This is a genomic window from Pseudomonas macauensis (genome assembly GCF_047902425.1).
Taxonomy (GTDB): Bacteria; Pseudomonadota; Gammaproteobacteria; order Pseudomonadales; family Pseudomonadaceae; genus Pseudomonas.
Genome location: NZ_CP138377.1, coordinates 811,650 through 827,777 on the forward strand (window position 1 = coordinate 811,650; position 16,128 = coordinate 827,777).

The following is a 16,128-nucleotide window of genomic DNA, read 5'->3' on the forward strand; positions in this document are numbered from 1 at the left end:
AGACACCACAGGTTACGTCGGCGGAGCGCGCAGACGAAAGGGCCGGCAGTGCGCCGGCCCTTTTGCGTTCAACCTTCGCTGGACAGTGCCGCGCCGCGGCGCTCGTTGCGACTGGTGGCCACCGCGACCGACCACAGCACGAAGCCGCCGATGGCCAGCAGGCTGCCGACCCAGCCCGGCGAGGTCCAGCCGTAGCCGGCCGCCAGGGCCAGGCCGCCCAGATACGGGCCGAGAGCATTGGCGAAGTTGAATGCCGAGTGATTCAGCGCCGCTGCCAGGCCCTGGGCGTCTTCGGCGACGTCCATCAGGCGTGTCTGCAGCACGGTGCCCAGGGCGCCGCCGAAGCCGACGAAGAACACGCAGATGGCGATGGTCCAGATGTTGCCGGCGGTGAACGGGAAGATCGCCAGCACCACCGCGCTCCACACCAGCAGGCCGCCGGCGGTGGGCATCACGGCGCGGTCGGCGAGCACCGGGATGAACAGGTTGCCCAGGGTCATGCCGACGCCGAACACCGCCATCACCAGCGGCACGACACTCGGCGAGACGTGGGTGACGGCGCCGAGGATGTCGGCCAGGTAGGTATACACCGCGAATAGCCCGCCAAAGCCGATGGCGCCGATGCCCAGGGTCAGCCAGACCTGCCCGCGCTTGAGCGCGCCCAGCTCGCGCAGTGGGCTGGAGTCCGGCTCGGCCGGCGAGTACGGGGCGAACAGGCGCACGCAGATCATGGTGGCGACGCCCAGGGCGGCGACCAGGGCGAAGCTCCAGCGCCAGCCCACGGCCTGGCTCAGCCAGTTGGCCAGCGGCACGCCGATGATGGTGGCGACGGTGAGGCCGAGGAACATCCGCCCGACCGCCACGGTGCGCCGGTGCGCCGGCACCACGGAGGCGGCGACCAGCGCGGCGATGCCGAAGTACGCGCCGTGGGGCAGGCCGCTGATGAAGCGGAACAGCAGCATCCAGTGGTAGGTCGGCGCCAGGGCGCTGAGGCCGTTGCCGAGGGCGAACAGCGCCATCAGCAGCACCAGCAGGGTGCGCCGCGGCAGGCGCGCGCCGAGCACCGCCAGCAGCGGCGCGCCGACGACCACGCCCAGGGCGTAGGCGCTGATCACGTGGCCGGCGGTCGGGGCATCGATGCCCAGGGCCGGGGCGAAGTAGGGCAGCAGGCTCATGGTGGCGAATTCGGTGGTGCCGATGGCGAAGCCGCCGACGGCAAGGGCGAAAAGCACCAGGGCCGTACTGCGTTGCAGTCCGGTGGTGGAGGTGGTCATGGGGTTTCCTTGGTCTTTTTCGAGGTGCGCCGTGGCGGCGCGGCTGTCTGCTCAGGGCACGGTCAAGGCAGTGACCGACAGCGAGGGTGCGATAAAAATACCAGATGCGGGCGAGGATGTGCTGAATCGATTGCGCTGGCCGGACGGACTGCGTCCGCCAGACACGTCTGCGGGTATCATGGGGCTCCCGATTAAAACCGAAGGCCCGTCGATGGATATTCCCAGCCTGACCACCGAGCGCCTGCTACTGCGACCCTGGCGCGCCGCCGACCTGCCGGCTTTCGCCGCGCTGAACGCCGACGTCGAGGTGATGCGGCACTTCCCCGCCTGCCTGAGCCGTGAGGACAGCGACCTGCTGGCCGCGCGCATCCTGCTGCACTTCGACGAGCACGGCTTCGGCCAATGGATCGTCGAGCGCCGCGAGGACGGCGCCTTCATCGGCGTGCTCGGGTTGGCGCGGGTGTCCTTCGACGCACCCTTCACCCCGGCGGTGGAAATCGGCTGGCGCTTCAATGCCGCCTATTGGCGTCAGGGGTACGCGCTGGAAGCGGCCCGCGCGGCGCTGGCGTTCGCCTTCGAGCGACTGGGGCTGGATGAAGTGGTGGCCTTCACCGTGCCGGCCAACCTGCCGTCCCAAGGGCTGATGCAGCGCCTGGGCATGCAGCGCGATGAGGCCGGTGATTTCGAACATCCGCGCCTGCCGGAAGGCCACGCGTTGCGTCAGCACGTGCTGTACCGAATCCGCCGGGAAGATGCGGCATGACTCCTGAAGACGGCGTGCGCGTCTACCACGAACTGAGCCGGCACCGTCCGGAGCGCTTCGCCCCCGGCCCAGGCCAGCTCGACTGGGCGACCCAGCCGGCGCCGTTTCGCCGCTATGCCGGTGCCCGCCTCATCGAGTTGCTGCACCGGCCGCAGGAGGAATCGCCCGGCTACGACGAGGTGTTCGCCGGGCCCATCGGCCAGCCGGCGCCGCTGAGTCTCCAGGCCGTCTCGCAACTGCTCTACGACAGCCTGGCGATCTCCGCCTGGAAAGAGGCCGGTGGCAGTCGCTGGGCGCTGCGGGTCAACCCGTCCAGCGGCAACCTGCACCCGACCGAAGCCTATCTGCTGTTGCCTTCCGGGGCTGTGGATAACGCCGCGCTGCTGGCGCACTACAGCGCCGACGAGCATGTGCTGGAGGTGCGCGCCGAGCTGCCCGCGACCCTGGCCGAGCAACTGGACGCCGCGCTGCCCGCCGGCGGCTTCCTGCTGGCGCTGGCCAGCATTCCCTGGCGCGAGGCCTGGAAGTACGGCGAGCGCGCCTACCGCTACTGCCATCACGACCTTGGCCACGCGCTGGCCTGCCTGAGCATCGCCGCGGCGATCCAGGGCTGGGAGGTTCGCCTGCTGCGAGGCGCGGCCGAGTCGCGGCTGGATGCGCTGATCGGCCTGGACCGCGAAGGCTTCAGCGAACGCGAATGCGCCGACGCGCTGCTGTGGATCGGTCCGGCGCAGGCGGCCGAGTTCCCATTGCCGGAGACCCTGCTCAAGGGGCTCGCCGCACTGCCGCTGGCCGGCGTGCCGAATCGCCTGTCGCGGGACTATCGGCACTGGCCGGAGCTGGAGCGCGTGCACCACCTGTGTCGCGCGCCGATGTTGCCGGCGCGTGAATGGCGCGCCGCGAACGCCGATCCGGCTGTGGATAATCCCGGCCTGCCGCTACGCCCGATCCTGCATCGCCGGCGCAGCGCGCAGTCCATGGATGGGCGTAGCGGCATTCACGCCGAGCTGCTGTATGCCTGGCTGCGCCGCCTGCTGCCGGAGCGCTCGCCCGTACCGTTCGCCTGCACGGGCGAGCCGGCGCGCATCGACCTGCTGATCTTCGTCCACCGCGTCCAGGGCCTGGAACCAGGGCTGTACTGGCTGGGCCGCAGTGGTCGCGAGCCAGGCGGGTTGCGTGAGGATTACCTGTGGCAGCCGGTGACGGAGAGCGGTGCGCCGCTGTACCGCCTGCTGTCCGGCGATGCGCGCGGGCTGTCGGCCTTCCTGTCCTGCGGGCAGGACATCGCTGGCGACGGCTGCGTCGCCTTCGCCATGCTCGTTGATCTCGACGCCGCGCTGGCCGAGGGCGCCTGGACCTATCCGCGCCTGTACTGGGAGGCCGGGCAGGTCGGCCAGCTGCTCTACCTGGAAGCCGAGGCGGCGGGCCTGTCGGGCACCGGCATCGGCTGCTATTTCGATCCGGCGCTGGACGAATTGCTCGGTGGTGGTCCGGACTGCCCGGTCAGCCTCTATCATTTCACTATCGGCCGCGCGGTCTGGGATGAACGCCTCACCAGCCTTCCCGCCTACAGCGCGCCACGCCGCCTCCCACTTCAGCAAGACCGCAATTGAGGAAACAACGCGCATGACCCAGATCCTGGACAACCTGGTGGCTCTGCTGAGCCTGGAACAGATCGAAGAGAACCTGTTCCGCGGCATGAGCCAGGACCTCGGGTTCCGCCAGCTCTACGGCGGGCAGGTGCTCGGCCAGGCGCTGTCGGCGGCCAGCCAGACCGTCGATCCCGAGCGCCACGTACACTCGATGCACGGTTACTTCCTGCGTCCGGGCGATGCCAGCAAGCCGGTCGTCTACCAGGTCGACCGCGTGCGCGACGGCGGCACCTTCAGCACCCGCCGCGTCACCGCGATCCAGAAGGGCCAGCCGATCTTTGCCCTGAGCACCTCGTTCCAGACTGACGAAGGGGGCTTCGAACACCAGATCACCATGCCCGACGTGGTCGGCCCGGAGAACCTGCCGACCGACCTCGAGCTCAAGCAGCGCAGCGCCCAGCAGTTCCCCGAGCGCATCCGCGACAAGCTGCTGTACCCCAAGCCCATCGAAATCCGCCCGGTCACTCAGAACGACCCTTATGACCCGGTGGTCGGCGAGCCGATCAAGTACCTCTGGCTGCGTGCCGACGGCAAGCTGCCGGACGTGCCGGCGCTGCACAAGTACATCCTCGCCTACGCCTCGGACTTCGGTTTCCTCACCACCTCGCTGCTGCCCCATGGCCGCTCGGTGTGGCAGAAGGACATGCAGGTCGCCACCATCGACCATTCCGTGTGGTTCCACCGCGACCTGCGCGCGGACGAGTGGCTGCTCTACGCCATCGACAGTCCCTGGGCCGGCAATGGCCGTGGCTTCGTTCGCGGCAGCGTGTTCAACCGTGACGGCCAATTGGTCGCTTCGGCGACCCAGGAAGGCCTGATCCGCCACCGCGAGGATTGGTCGTGAGACTCGACGAGATACGCCACTGGGTGTTCGACATGGACGGTACCCTGACCCTGGCGGTGCACGACTTCCCGGCGATCAAGCGGACCCTGGGCATTCCCCAGGAGCACGACATCCTCTCCCATCTCGCGGCACTGCCAGAGGACGAGGCGGCGGCCAAGCATGCCTGGCTGCTGGAGCACGAGCGCGAGCTGGCGGTGGCCTCCACCGCAGCGCCCGGTGCGGTGGCGCTGGTACGGGCGCTGCATGGCGCGGGCTATCGCCTGGGTATCCTGACCCGCAATGCCCATGAGCTGGCGCTGATCACTCTGGAGGCCATCGGCATTGGCGATTGCTTCGCCGCCGAGGATGTTCTCGGCCGTGGCGAGGCTGATCCGAAGCCCAGCCCGGACGGCTTGCTGCGTTTGGCGTCGCGTTGGGATGTGGCGCCGCAGCGGATGCTGATGGTCGGCGACTATCGCTTCGATCTCGACTGCGCCCGCGCGGCTGGTGCGTGCAGTGCGCTGGTGAACCTGCCGGATCATCTGCCGGAAAATCCCTGGCCGGAGCTGACCGACTGGCATGCGCGTGATTGCGCGGAGTTGGGGCGGATGGCGGGGGTGTTGGGCTAGGCCCTCAGACGGGTGAACAGGGATATTCAGTGCTTTGGCGCAGAAACACCCAAATCCCACAACGGCGGATAACGCCAGAGGCGTTATTCGCCCTACGAACTGCTCCTTGCCCGGGCTTTGGCGCCGACGGCGTACAACCGCGAACGGTTGTACGCCCTACGGTCGGGGCAGGCCCTTACAACTCCGGCGTCCAGGTCACCGCCAGCAGCGCGGTGCGGCCCGGTTCGCGGTAGGGGCGGGCTTCGCCCATGAAGTCCATCGGGCTGGTCGGGCGCAGGTAGTCGCCCAGGGCGTAGTTGCGGTCCAGGGCGTTATCCAGCTTCAGGTCGAAGCGAATCTCATCGCTGGCCAGCCAGCTGGTGCGCAGGTCGAGCACGCCGTAGCCGGCGAGTTCGCGGGTATTGGCGGCGTCGTCATAACGCTGGCTGACCGCGCGCCAGGAGCCGCCGACGCCGTAGGCGCCGAACTGGCGGTCGAGGTCCAGGCTCAGGGTGCGGCGCGCGCGCGTGGGCAGGGTGTGGCCGGTGTCGCGGTCGCGTGGGTCTATCAGGCTCAGGCCGAGGTTCGCCTGCCAGCCCAGCACCTCGCGGGCGACGCTGGCCTCGAAGCCATTGATGCGCGCCTTGGCGATGTTCTCTGGCTGGTTGCTGGTGCTGTCCCAGGCGATCAGGTCGTCGACGTCGGTGCGGTACAGCGAGGCCTCCAGATGGGTGCCGGAAAAATCGCCGCGCCATTGCAGCTCGTAGGTCTTCGAGGTCTCGGGCTTGAGGTTGGGGTTACCGGCGCCGGGGTAGTAGAGGTCGCTGAAGGTCGGCGCGCGGAAGCCTTCGCCGTAGCTGGCGATCCAGCTCTGGTTGTCGCCCACCGGCAGGCTGAAGGCGGCGTTCCAGCTGTTCTGGGTGCCGTAGACCTGGTTGTCGTCGTGGCGCAGGCCCAGTTCGGTGCCGAAATGTTCGCCCTTGAAGCTGTGCTGGGCGAAGAAGGCGTGGTTCTCGCGCTGGTCCTGGGCGAACTCGGTGCTGCCTTCGACCCGGTCTTCGTACCAGTCGGCACCCAGGGCGAGCTGGTTGGCGGCGTCCAGTTGCAGGCGGTTGATCCAGCCGGCCGAGTGGCGGGTGGTTTCCAGGGTGCCGTTGTTCCAGCTGTCGGCGGCGCCCACGGCCTTGTTGCGGTCGAAGCTGCGGCCCAGTTCCAGGCGGCTGTTCCAGATGTCAGTGAGCTGTCCTTCGAGGTAGCCGCTGTAGCTGCTGACGCGGAATTCGTCGCGCGGCAGGCCCGGCTCGAAGTTGTAGGCGTCGTCGTATTCGTTCTTGCCGCGCTGGTCGTTGAGGTTCAGGCCGGCCTTCCAGTCCTCGTTGAAGCGGTGGTCGAGGTTCAGGTGCACGGCCTTGTTGCGCTGGGCGTCGTCGTCGCTGTCGGCGCCGACGTTGTCGCTGGTGCGGTCCCAGCCATCGCTCTCGTCTAGGCTGCCGCCCAGGTTGAAGGTGGTGCGCTCGTCGCCGCCGGAGAGATTCACGCTGCGTTCGAAGGTGCCGTGGCTGCCGGCCGCCAGGCGCACTTCCGGGTGCAGCCCGGCCTCGCCACGGCGAGTGAAGATCTGGATCACCCCGCCGATGGCGTCGGCGCCGTACAGCGACGAGCGCGGACCGCGGGTCACTTCCACGCGTTCGATGTTGTCGATGCTCAGGTAGTCCAGGCGGGCGATGCCGGTGCTGGCCGAGGCAACGCGCTGGCCGTCGACCAGGACCAGCGTCTGCGCGGTGCTGGTGCCGCGAACGGAGTAGGAGACCACCCCGCCGGAGCTGCCCATCTGCACACCGGGCACGCGCTTGAGCAGTTCGGGCACGCTGCGTACCTGCAGGCGTTCGATGTCCTTGCGGGTGAATACGCTGTTGGCGGCGGTGGCCTGGGCGCGCGGCTGGACGTGGCGGCCCGAGGTGATCACCAGGGCGGGCATGGCGTAGACGTCGCCGGTCGGAACGGTGGTTTCGGCGAAGGCCAGGCCGGGCAGCAGGCCGGTGGCCAGGGCGAGTCGGGTCAGTTTCATGGATCGTCCTCAAAAGCGGTCGGATGACTTTCGAGGAGGGCGTGGCAAGGGCGGCGGGCCGCACTTGACGGTGCGGCCCTCCGCAACACCTGTCGGGGCGTACGAGGGCGGTCTCCGGGCTGCCGACACTCACGTCTGCGGCCTTCCCATGCGGATGCACAGTGGCGGTTCGCAGCGCTGCAGGCCGGGGCCTGCGGTCGGTTACCGTTGCGGGGGCAGCGCAGGTCTTTCACCTGCTTCCCGTTACCTCGAACGAAAACGGGCGCACCTTAGTGGGTGCGCCCGTCACTGGCAATACTCCGGGAGAGGCATGCGCTCAGCGGTTGCCGAGCGCCTCCAGGCGAGCGCTCACCGAGCGTTCGATGCCGGCAGCGTCAAGACCGCACTCGGCGAGCATCTGTGCGGGCTTGGCGTGCTCGACGTAGTAGTCCGGCAGGCCCAGGTGCAGGATCGGCTGCAGGATGTTCTCGCGGGCGAGGAATTCGCTGACGGCGGCACCGGCGCCACCCATCACGGCGTTTTCCTCGAGGGTCACCAGCAGGTCGTGGCTGGCGGCCAGCTGGCGTACCAGTTCCTCGTCCAGCGGCTTGACGAAGCGCATGTCGGCGACGGTGGCGTCGAACTGCTCGGCGACTTTCAGCGCCTCGGCCAGTTGCACGCCGAACACCAGGAAGGCGACCTTGCCGGCCTTGCCTTCGCGGCGCACCACGCCCTTGCCGATCTCGACCGGTTCCAGCGCCGCCTCGATGAGGGCGTTGGGGCCGGTGCCGCGCGGGTAGCGCACCGCCGCCGGGCCTTCGAAGTGATGGCCGGTGGTGAGCAGCTTGCGCAGTTCGTTCTCGTCGCTGGGGGTCATCACCAGCATGCCGGGGATGCAGCGCAGGTAGGAAAGGTCGAAGCTGCCGGCATGGGTCGGGCCGTCTTCGCCCACAAGACCGGCGCGGTCGATGGCGAACAGCACGTCGAGGTTCTGCACCGCGACGTCGTGGATCAGCTGGTCGTAGCCGCGCTGCAGGAAGGTGGAGTAGATCGCCACCACGGGCTTGGCGCCGTCGCAGGCCATGCCGGCCGCCAGGGTCACGGCGTGCTGCTCGGCGATGGCGACGTCGAAGTAGCGGTCCGGGAATTTATCCGCGAAGGCCACCAGGTCCGAGCCTTCCTTCATCGCCGGGGTGATGCCGACCAGGCGCGGGTCCTGGGCGGCCATGTCGCACAGCCACTGGCCGAACACGCTGGAGTACTTGGGACCGGATGGCTTCTTCGGCTCCGCCGGGGCCTTGATCGGCTCCAGCTTGGTAATGGCGTGGTAGCCGATGGGGTCGATCTCGGCCGGGCCGAAGCCCTTGCCCTTCTTGGTCACCACGTGGAGGAACTGCGGGCCGTCCAGGTCGCGCATGTTGCGCAGGGTGGCGATCAGGGTCGGCAGGTCGTGGCCGTCGATGGGGCCGACGTAGTTCCAGCCCAGCTCCTCGAACAGGGTGCCGGGGACCAGCATGCCCTTGGCATGTTCCTCGACCTTGCGCGCGATCTCCCAGGCGCCCGGCAGGCGCGAGAGGATCTTCTTGCTGCCCTCGCGCATGCTCGAATAGGTGCGGCTGGAGATGATCTTGGCCAGGTAGTTGGACAGGCCGCCGACATTCTTGGAGATCGACATGTCGTTGTCGTTGAGGATCACCAGCATGTTGGCCTTCACGTCCGACGCGTGGTTCAGCGCCTCGAAGGCCATGCCGGCGGTCAGCGCGCCGTCGCCGATCACCGCCACCGACTTGCGGCCCGAGCCCTGCATGCGCGCGGCGATGGCCATGCCCAGTGCGGCGCTGATGGAGGTGCTGGAGTGGCCGACGCCGAAGGTGTCGTACTCGCTCTCCGAGCGGCGCGGGAAGGCGGCCAGGCCGTCCTTCTGGCGCAGGCTGCCCATGCGCTCGCGGCGGCCGGTGAGGATCTTGTGCGGGTAGGCCTGGTGGCCGACGTCCCACACCAGGCGGTCGTCCGGGGTGTCGAAGACGTAGTGCAGGGCGACCGTCAGCTCGATCACGCCGAGCCCGGCGCCGAAATGGCCGCCGGTCTGGCCAACGCTGTACAGCAGGTACTGGCGCAGTTCGTCAGCGAGGGTCAGCAGCTCCGCTTCGCCCAGCCGGCGCAGTTCGACCGGCGTGCTGGCGCGGTCGAGCAGGGGCGTGGCGGGGCGCTCGCGGGGAATCTCGTGGAACGTCGTGGGCATCAGGCTGATCGTTATGAGAAGGCAAAAGATGCGGGAGTTTACCTGATGCTTGGGATTGGCCCAAGCAACGTGGGGCCAATCCATCGGCTGACCGGATGGTCGGATCGCAGTCGCGGGCTGTGCCGAAATCGTCGTCGGGCTAGCCGATTGTGCGCAAGCGGTGGGAGGCCGGAGCGGCCACTGTAGGCCGGAACGGTCCGGCGGCGGATTGCCGCATCGGACGCAGACGACGGGTAAGGATTGAGGAGGACGGCGTGACCCGATTGAGCCTGGAAGAATTGCGCGAGCTGTCGGTGGCGATCCTGCGCCACCACGGTTTCAGCGAACCCCACGTGCAGGCAGTGACCGACACCGTGCTGGCCGGTGAGCGCGATGGCTGTACGTCCCATGGCGTCTGGCGGTTGCTGGGTTGCATCCATACGGCGCGCGCCGGCAAGGTGTCGCTCGATGCCGTGCCGGAGCTGTCGGAGCCCGCGCCGGCGCTGGTGCGCGTCGATGCCAAGGGCGGCTTCTCGCAGTGCGCTTTCGATCTTGGCTTGCCGAAGCTGGTGGAGAAGACGCGCAGCCAGGGCATCGCCGCATTGGCGATCAATCATTGCGTGCACTTCTCGGCGCTCTGGGTGGAGATCGAGCGGATCACCGCCCACGGCCTGGTGGCGCTTGCGGTCACGCCGGCCCAGGCCTACGTGGCACCGGCGGGTGGAACGCGGCCGTTGTTCGGCACCAATCCCATCGCGTTCGGCTGGCCGCGGGCCGGGCAGAACCCCTACGTCTTCGATTTCGCCACCACGGTCGTGGCGCGTGGGGAAATCCAGCTGCACGAGCGCGAGGGCAAGGCGATTCCGCTGGGCTGGGGCATCGATGCCGACGGCAACCCCAGCACCGACCCTGGCGCCGTGCTCGAGGGCGCCATGCTGACCTTCGGTGGGCACAAGGGCTCGGCACTGGCGACCATGGTCGAGCTGATCGCCGGGCCCTTGATTGGCGACCTGACCAGTGCCGAGTCCTCGGTCTTCGATGCCGGGACGAAGTCGTCGCCTTATCACGGCGAACTGCTGATCGCCATCGACCCCACGCGCTTCCTTGGCGCCGATGCCGCGCAGCACCTGGCGCGGGCGGAGACGCTGTTCGAATCCATCGTCGACATGGGCGCGCGCCTGCCCTCGCAACGCCGCTTCGCCGCGCGTGAGCGCAGCCTGGCCGAGGGCGTGGAGATCAGCGATTCGTTGTATGCCGATCTGCGTGGGCTGCTGGAGTAACGCGGGGTACATTCTCTGTAGGAGCGAGCTTGCTCGCGAACCTGGGCCCGCAGCGGTGGTTGGTTCGCGAGCAAGCTCGCTCCTACGAAAAGCCCCTTGGTTCTCCACCCGCGCATAAAAAAGCCCCGGCGCCAGGCCGGGGCTGATCGTCGGTGCGGGACTGGCCGACATTCACTCCCTCACCGACGAACCCTCAACGGGACAACGGCTCCCGTGTCGTCTCGCCATCCACCAGCCGGGCGATGCCCAGCGGGTTGGCGTCCTTCAGCGCATCGGGCAGCAGCGCGTTGGGGTAGTTCTGGTAGCACACCGGACGCAGGAAGCGGTCGATGGCCAGGCTGCCCACCGAGGTGCCGCGCGCGTCGGAGGTGGCCGGGTAGGGGCCGCCATGGACCATCGCGTCGCAGACTTCCACACCGGTCGGGTAGCCGTTGAGCAGCAGGCGGCCGGCCTTGCGTTCCAGCAGCGGCACCAGTGTGGCGAAGTGTGCGAGGTCGGCGGGCTCGGCGATCAAGGTTGCGCTGAGCTGGCCGTGCAGGCCCGCCAGGGCGCGGCGCAGTTCGGCCTCGTCGGCGACTTCCACCACTACGGTGGTCGGGCCGAAGACCTCCTCCTGCAATAGCTCGTCGCCGTCCAGCAGCAGCCGGGCGTCGGCCTGGAACAGTTGCGGCCGTGCCTGCCGGCCTTCCTGCGCCTGTCCGGCGAGGTGGCGCACGCCGGGGTGGGCGTGCAGGCGCGCCAGGCCCCGTTCGTAGCTCTTCAGGGTGCCGGCGTTGAGCATGGTCTGCGCCGGGCGCTGGCCCAGTTCGGCGATCAGCTGGGCGGTGAACAGGCTGAAGGCCGGCGAGGCGATGCCGATGACCAGCCCGGGATTGGTGCAGAACTGGCCGCAGCCGAGCACCACCGAGTCTGCCAGTTCACGGGCGACCTGTTCGCCACGCGCTTGCAGTGCGGCTGGCAGGACCAGCACGGGGTTGATGCTGCTCATCTCGGCGAACACCGGAATTGGCTGCGGGCGGGCGGCGGCCAGATCACAGAGCGCACGCCCACCTTTCAGCGAGCCGGTGAAGCCCACGGCCTGGATCGCCGGGTGCTTCACCAGCGCTTCGCCGACGCCAGCGCCATAGATCATGTTGAACACGCCGGCCGGCATGCCGGTGGCTTCGGCCGCGCGAACGATCGCTTCGGCGACCCGCTCGGCGGTCGCCATATGGCCGCTGTGGGCTTTCACCACCACCGGGCAGCCGGCGGCCAGCGCGGCGGCGGTGTCGCCGCCGGCGGTGGAGAAGGCCAGCGGGAAGTTGCTGGCACCGAACACTGCCACCGGGCCGACGCCGGTGCGGTACTGGCGCAGGTCCGGGCGCGGCAGCGGCTGGCGCTCGGGCAGCGCGCGGTCGATGCGGGCGCCGTGGAAGTCGCCGCGGCGCAGCACCCTGGCGAACAGGCGCATCTGGTTGGCGGTGCGGCTGCGCTCGCCCTGGATGCGTGCGGCGGGCAGGGCGGTTTCGCGGCAGACGATGGCGATGAAGTCGTCGTCCAGTGCCTCCAGTTCGCGGGCGATGGCGTCGAGGAATTCGGCGCGGCGCTCGGCGGGCAGGTTGCTGTAGATAGGGAAGGCGGTCTCGGCGGCGAGGGCGGCGGCGTCCACTTCCTCGGGTGTGGCTTGCAGGAAGGTCCGGGGCAGTGCTTCGCCGGTGGTGGCATCGAGGCTTTGCAGGCGGATGCTGCCGGCGCCGCTGCGGCGGGCGGCGATGAAGTTGCGGGCGAGTTCGGATGTCATCGGGGGCTCCGGATCAGGATTTGGCGTGGCGGGAGGCGGCTTCGGCGTCCACTTCGCGCAGCGACTTGCCGCGGGTTTCGCGGGTCAGGCCGACGGCGACCAGGGAGATGAGCGAGGCGGCGACCAGGTACCAGGCGATCGGGGTGGAACTGTTGTATTGCTTGAGCAGGCTGACGGCGATCAGCGGCGCCAGGGAGCCGGCGAAGATCGGCGCCACCTGGTAGCACAGCGACAACGCGGTGTAGCGCACGTGGGTGGGGAACAGCTCGGCCATCAGCGCGGAGTAGGGCGCATAGGTCATCGATTCGATGGCCAGGCCCAGGGCGATGGCGGCCATGATCAGCCAGTCGTTGCCGGTGTCCATCATCGGAAAGCCGACGAAGCCCCACAACGCGGTGAGCAACGCGCCGGTCAGGTACACCGGCTTGCGCCCGACGATGTCGGACAGGTAGCCCATCAGCGGGATCATGAAGAAGTGCAGCAGGTGCGCGCCGAACATCAGCAGGAGAATCTGCGAGGTGTCCTTGTGTACCACGAGCTTGAGGTAGGTGATGGAGAAGGTCACCACGGTGTAGTAGAGGATATTCTCGGCAAAGCGCGCGCCGATGCCGACCAGCACTGCGCGCCAGTGGCGGGTGACGACTTCCACCACGCCCAGTTGAGCCTGCTGGACGTGCTGCTGACGCGCCTGGGCCTCCTTGAAGATCGGCGCGTCGTCGACGCGGCTGCGAATCCAGTAGCCGATCAGCACTACCACGGCGGAGAACCAGAAGGCTACGCGCCAGCCCCAGTCGAGGAACTGCTGTTCCGACAGGCCACTGGAAAGCAGCAACAGGGCGACGGTCGCCACCAGGTTGCCGGCCGGCACCCCGGCCTGTGGCCAACTGGCCCAGAAGCCCCGGCGATCGTCCGGGCTGTGTTCGGAGACGAGCAGGATTGCGCCGCCCCATTCGCCGCCGAAGGCGAAGCCCTGGATCAACCGCAGCAGCACCAGCAGGACCGGCGCGGCATAGCCGATGGTCTCGAAGGTGGGCAGGCAGCCCATGATGAAGGTGGTGATGCCGACCACGATCAGGCTGATCTGCAGCAGGTGCTTGCGGCCCAGCTTGTCGCCGTAGTGGCCGAACACCAGGCCGCCCAGCGGGCGGGCGAGGAAGCCCACGGCGTAGAGGGCGAACGCGGCGATGATGCCATCGATGGGGCTGTCGGTCTGGCGGAAGAACAGCTGGCCGAAGACCAGCGCCGAGGCGGTGCCGTAGAGGAAGAATTCGTACCACTCGGCCACGGTGCCAGCCATGGCGGCGGCGACCACGCGTTTCAGGCCGGCGGGTGCGTGGGTGGTTTCGCGGGGCAGATCACGGGATGCGGCGGTCGTCGTGGAGGTCATGGCGGTGGGGCTCCGTTGGTCCGCGGTGGGAAGAGGGGGAGGTTCTCCGCGCCTTCGCCCTGTCCGAGGGAGGGGGCGTTCGTGAAGGCTTCAAGCCGGCACGAACAGTCCCCTCTCCCTCAAAGGGAGGGCTGGGGCGAGGGCTGTCTCGAATGAACTCAGAGGCCCACGTCAGGCAGCTTCGGCCGGGTGGCCAGGGCCTTGGCCATGATTCGCTCGACGTGCTCGCGGTCGGCCCCTTGCAGTGCCAGGCGTGGCGGGCGGGTGAGGGCGGTGCCACGGCCGGCGATCTCTTCGCAGAGCTTGATGCACTGCACCAGGTCCGGACGGGCGTCGAGGTGGAGGATCGGCATCAGCCATTCGTAGATCGGCATGGCCTCTTCGAAGCGACCGGCCTTGCACAGGCGGAAGATGGTCTCGCCTTCCTGCGGGAAGACGTTGGACATGCCGGAGATCCAGCCCTCGGCGCCTACCGCGATGCTTTCCAGCACCACGTCGTCGAGGCCGGCGAAGAGGATGAAGCGGTCGCCCACTTCATTGCGCACGTCGATGAAACGGCGGGTGTCGCCGGAGCTGTCCTTGAAGCAGACGATGTTCTCGCAGTCGGCCAGGGAGATGAGGATGTCCGGGGTGACGTCGTTCTTGTAGATCGGCGGGTTGTTGTAGACCATCACCGGCAGGTCGGTGCTGGTGGCCACGCTGCGGAAGTGCGCGGCAGTCTCGTGCGGCTTCGAGGAGTAGACCAGCGCCGGCATCACCATGATGCCGTCGACGCCGACCTTCTGCACCGCCTTGGCCACCTGGGAGGCGCCGTGGCTGGTGAACTCGGCGATGCCGCAGATCACCGGCACGCGACCGCCGGAGGCGTCCTTGGCGATCTCGGTGACGGCCATCTTCTCCTCGATGGTCAGCGAAGTGTTCTCGCCCACGCTGCCGCACACCACCAGCCCGGACACGCCGTCGCGCACCAGGTTGGAGATCACCTTGTGGGTGGCGTCCAGGTTGACCGAGAAATCGTCGTTGAACTGAGTGGTGACCGCAGGGAAAACACCGCTCCAATTAACCTTTTTGCTCATGTTGCCTCCAATTGGCGTATTTCGTATACGAAATGGGTTGGAGAGTTCCGCTGCATTTCGTCATTCGACCCGCTGCGCGGATCCGTTGGGTGCCGCTACGCGGCGAAAGGGGTGGGTCAGTAACCGTTGGGCCAGGTGTCGGAGAGCCGGTAGCCTTCGGGCCACGGATCGTCCGGGTCGAGCAGGTGCTGGTGGGTGCCGGTGATCCAGGCACGCCCGGCGATGCGCGGGTGGATGGCCGCCTTGCCGCCGACGTTGGTGAGGCCGTCGATGCGGCAGTGGAACTGCGAGCCGATGATCGAGTGACCGACGAAGCGGTCGCCGTCCTTCAACTGGCCCTTGGCATGCAGCACGGCCATGCGTGCCGAGCAGCCGGTGCCGCAGGGCGAGCGGTCGATCTTGCCGGGGCGGATCACCACGGCGTTGCGGCCGTGCAGTACGCCGTCGATGCGCTCCACCGGGGCGGCCAGCTGGCAGAAGGAGATGTGTGCCCAGTCGCGGTTTTCCGGATGGACGAAGCCCAGTTGCTGGTTGGCGGCGTGGGTGATCTTCAGCCCGGTGGCGACCAGGTCGGCGGCCTCCGAGGCGTGCAGGCTGAAGCCCAGCGCGTGGGCGTCGGCGATGACGAAGCTGTCGCCGCCATAGGCGGTGTCCACCTGCAGCGAGCCGAGGCCTTCCACCTCGATCCAGGCGTCGAGCTTGTCGGCGAAGGAGGGCAGGTTGCGCACTTCCACGCGCTGCACCTTGCCGTCCTTGCAGTCGGCCACGGCCTCGATCAGCCCGCCGGGAGCTTCCAGGGTCAGGCGGGTCTGCGGTTCCTGCATCGGCAGGATGCCGCTGTCGAGCAGCACGGTGCTCACGCACAGCGAATTGGAGCCGGACATCGGCGGGGTGTCCGCCGGCTCCATGATGATCCAGCCCATCTGCGCGCGCGGGTCCTTTGCCGGGACCAGCAGGTTCACGTGGCGGAACACGCCGCCGCGCGGCTCGTTGAGGACGAAGTTGCGCAGCGTGTTGTCGCTGGCGATCCAGCGCGACTGCGCCCACAGGGTGTCGCCCGGCGGCGGGGCGACGCCGCCGACGATGACGTCGCCGACCTCGCCTTCGGCGTGGCAGCTGACCACGTGGATGATCTTGCTCGAACGCATGTCTGTCTCCTGACTTTGTGCCGCCTGCCTTCCCTCACCCCAGCCCTCTCCCGGAGGGAGAGGGAGCAG

General features: G+C 68.3%; 12 protein-coding genes and 1 riboswitch. Of the genes, 5 read left to right on the forward strand and 7 right to left on the reverse strand.

Annotation, left to right across the window (positions count from 1 at the left end):
• Positions 1-68 precede the first annotated feature (68 nt).
• A complete protein-coding gene (locus SD196_RS03865) occupies positions 69-1,274 on the reverse strand; it encodes an MFS transporter (protein WP_370600666.1) in 1,206 nt (401 codons plus the stop codon).
• Between the two features lie 211 nt (positions 1,275-1,485).
• On the opposite strand from SD196_RS03865, the gene SD196_RS03870 reads away from it, so the two are divergent.
• Genes SD196_RS03870 through SD196_RS03885 form a run of 4 tightly spaced genes read left to right on the forward strand, consistent with a single transcriptional unit; the run spans position 1,486 to position 5,141 of the window.
• Positions 1,486-2,037 carry a GNAT family N-acetyltransferase gene (locus tag SD196_RS03870; protein WP_416311075.1) on the forward strand — a complete coding sequence of 184 codons (552 nt, stop codon included), beginning with the start codon at positions 1,486-1,488 and terminating at the stop codon, positions 2,035-2,037.
• Positions 2,034-3,650: a nitroreductase family protein gene (locus tag SD196_RS03875; RefSeq protein ID WP_416311076.1), complete on the forward strand. Its 1,617-nt coding sequence runs from the start codon at positions 2,034-2,036 to the stop codon at positions 3,648-3,650. The genes SD196_RS03870 and SD196_RS03875 overlap by 4 nt, the downstream gene beginning before the upstream one ends.
• Positions 3,651-3,663: 13 nt before the next feature.
• A complete protein-coding gene (gene tesB / locus SD196_RS03880) occupies positions 3,664-4,533 on the forward strand; it encodes an acyl-CoA thioesterase II (RefSeq protein WP_275610116.1) in 870 nt (289 codons plus the stop codon).
• Positions 4,530-5,141, forward strand: coding sequence for an HAD family hydrolase (locus SD196_RS03885; protein WP_343575266.1), 612 nt, complete (start codon positions 4,530-4,532; stop codon positions 5,139-5,141). Before tesB ends, SD196_RS03885 begins: the two co-directional genes overlap by 4 nt.
• Positions 5,142-5,316: 175 nt before the next feature.
• Here SD196_RS03885 and SD196_RS03890 read toward each other — a convergent pair whose 3' ends face one another.
• Both SD196_RS03890 and dxs read right to left on the reverse strand, forming a co-directional pair.
• Positions 5,317-7,188, reverse strand: coding sequence for a TonB-dependent receptor domain-containing protein (locus SD196_RS03890; protein ID WP_416311077.1), 1,872 nt, complete (start codon positions 7,186-7,188; stop codon positions 5,317-5,319).
• Positions 7,189-7,275: 87 nt separating this feature from the next.
• A riboswitch (cobalamin riboswitch) is annotated at positions 7,276-7,476 on the reverse strand.
• A 28-nt stretch (positions 7,477-7,504) separates the two neighbouring features.
• The gene (dxs, locus tag SD196_RS03895) at positions 7,505-9,409 is read right to left on the reverse strand and encodes a 1-deoxy-D-xylulose-5-phosphate synthase (RefSeq protein ID WP_416311078.1); all 1,905 of its coding nucleotides are present in this window, start codon (positions 9,407-9,409) and stop codon (positions 7,505-7,507) included.
• Between the two features lie 254 nt (positions 9,410-9,663).
• Here dxs and SD196_RS03900 point away from each other — a divergent pair, with 254 nt between their 5' ends.
• Complete coding sequence (locus SD196_RS03900) at positions 9,664-10,668, forward strand: Ldh family oxidoreductase (protein ID WP_343575258.1); 1,005 nt, start codon at positions 9,664-9,666, stop codon at positions 10,666-10,668.
• A gap of 193 nt (positions 10,669-10,861) precedes the next feature.
• On the opposite strand, the gene SD196_RS03905 is transcribed toward SD196_RS03900, so the two are convergent.
• The 4 genes from SD196_RS03905 to SD196_RS03920 form a co-directional block, all read right to left on the reverse strand.
• The gene (locus SD196_RS03905) at positions 10,862-12,448 is read right to left on the reverse strand and encodes an aldehyde dehydrogenase (NADP(+)) (RefSeq protein WP_416311079.1); all 1,587 of its coding nucleotides are present in this window, start codon (positions 12,446-12,448) and stop codon (positions 10,862-10,864) included.
• Positions 12,449-12,461: 13 nt separating this feature from the next.
• A complete protein-coding gene (gene abaF / locus SD196_RS03910) occupies positions 12,462-13,835 on the reverse strand; it encodes a fosfomycin efflux MFS transporter AbaF (RefSeq protein WP_416311080.1) in 1,374 nt (457 codons plus the stop codon).
• 158 nt (positions 13,836-13,993) lie between these two features.
• On the reverse strand, positions 13,994-14,911 hold the full coding sequence (locus SD196_RS03915; RefSeq protein WP_343575251.1) for a dihydrodipicolinate synthase family protein: 918 nt from the start codon (positions 14,909-14,911) through the stop codon (positions 13,994-13,996).
• 116 nt (positions 14,912-15,027) lie between these two features.
• On the reverse strand, positions 15,028-16,059 hold the full coding sequence (locus SD196_RS03920) for a trans-3-hydroxy-L-proline dehydratase (protein WP_275610124.1): 1,032 nt from the start codon (positions 16,057-16,059) through the stop codon (positions 15,028-15,030).
• Between the last annotated feature and the right edge of the window lie 69 nt (positions 16,060-16,128).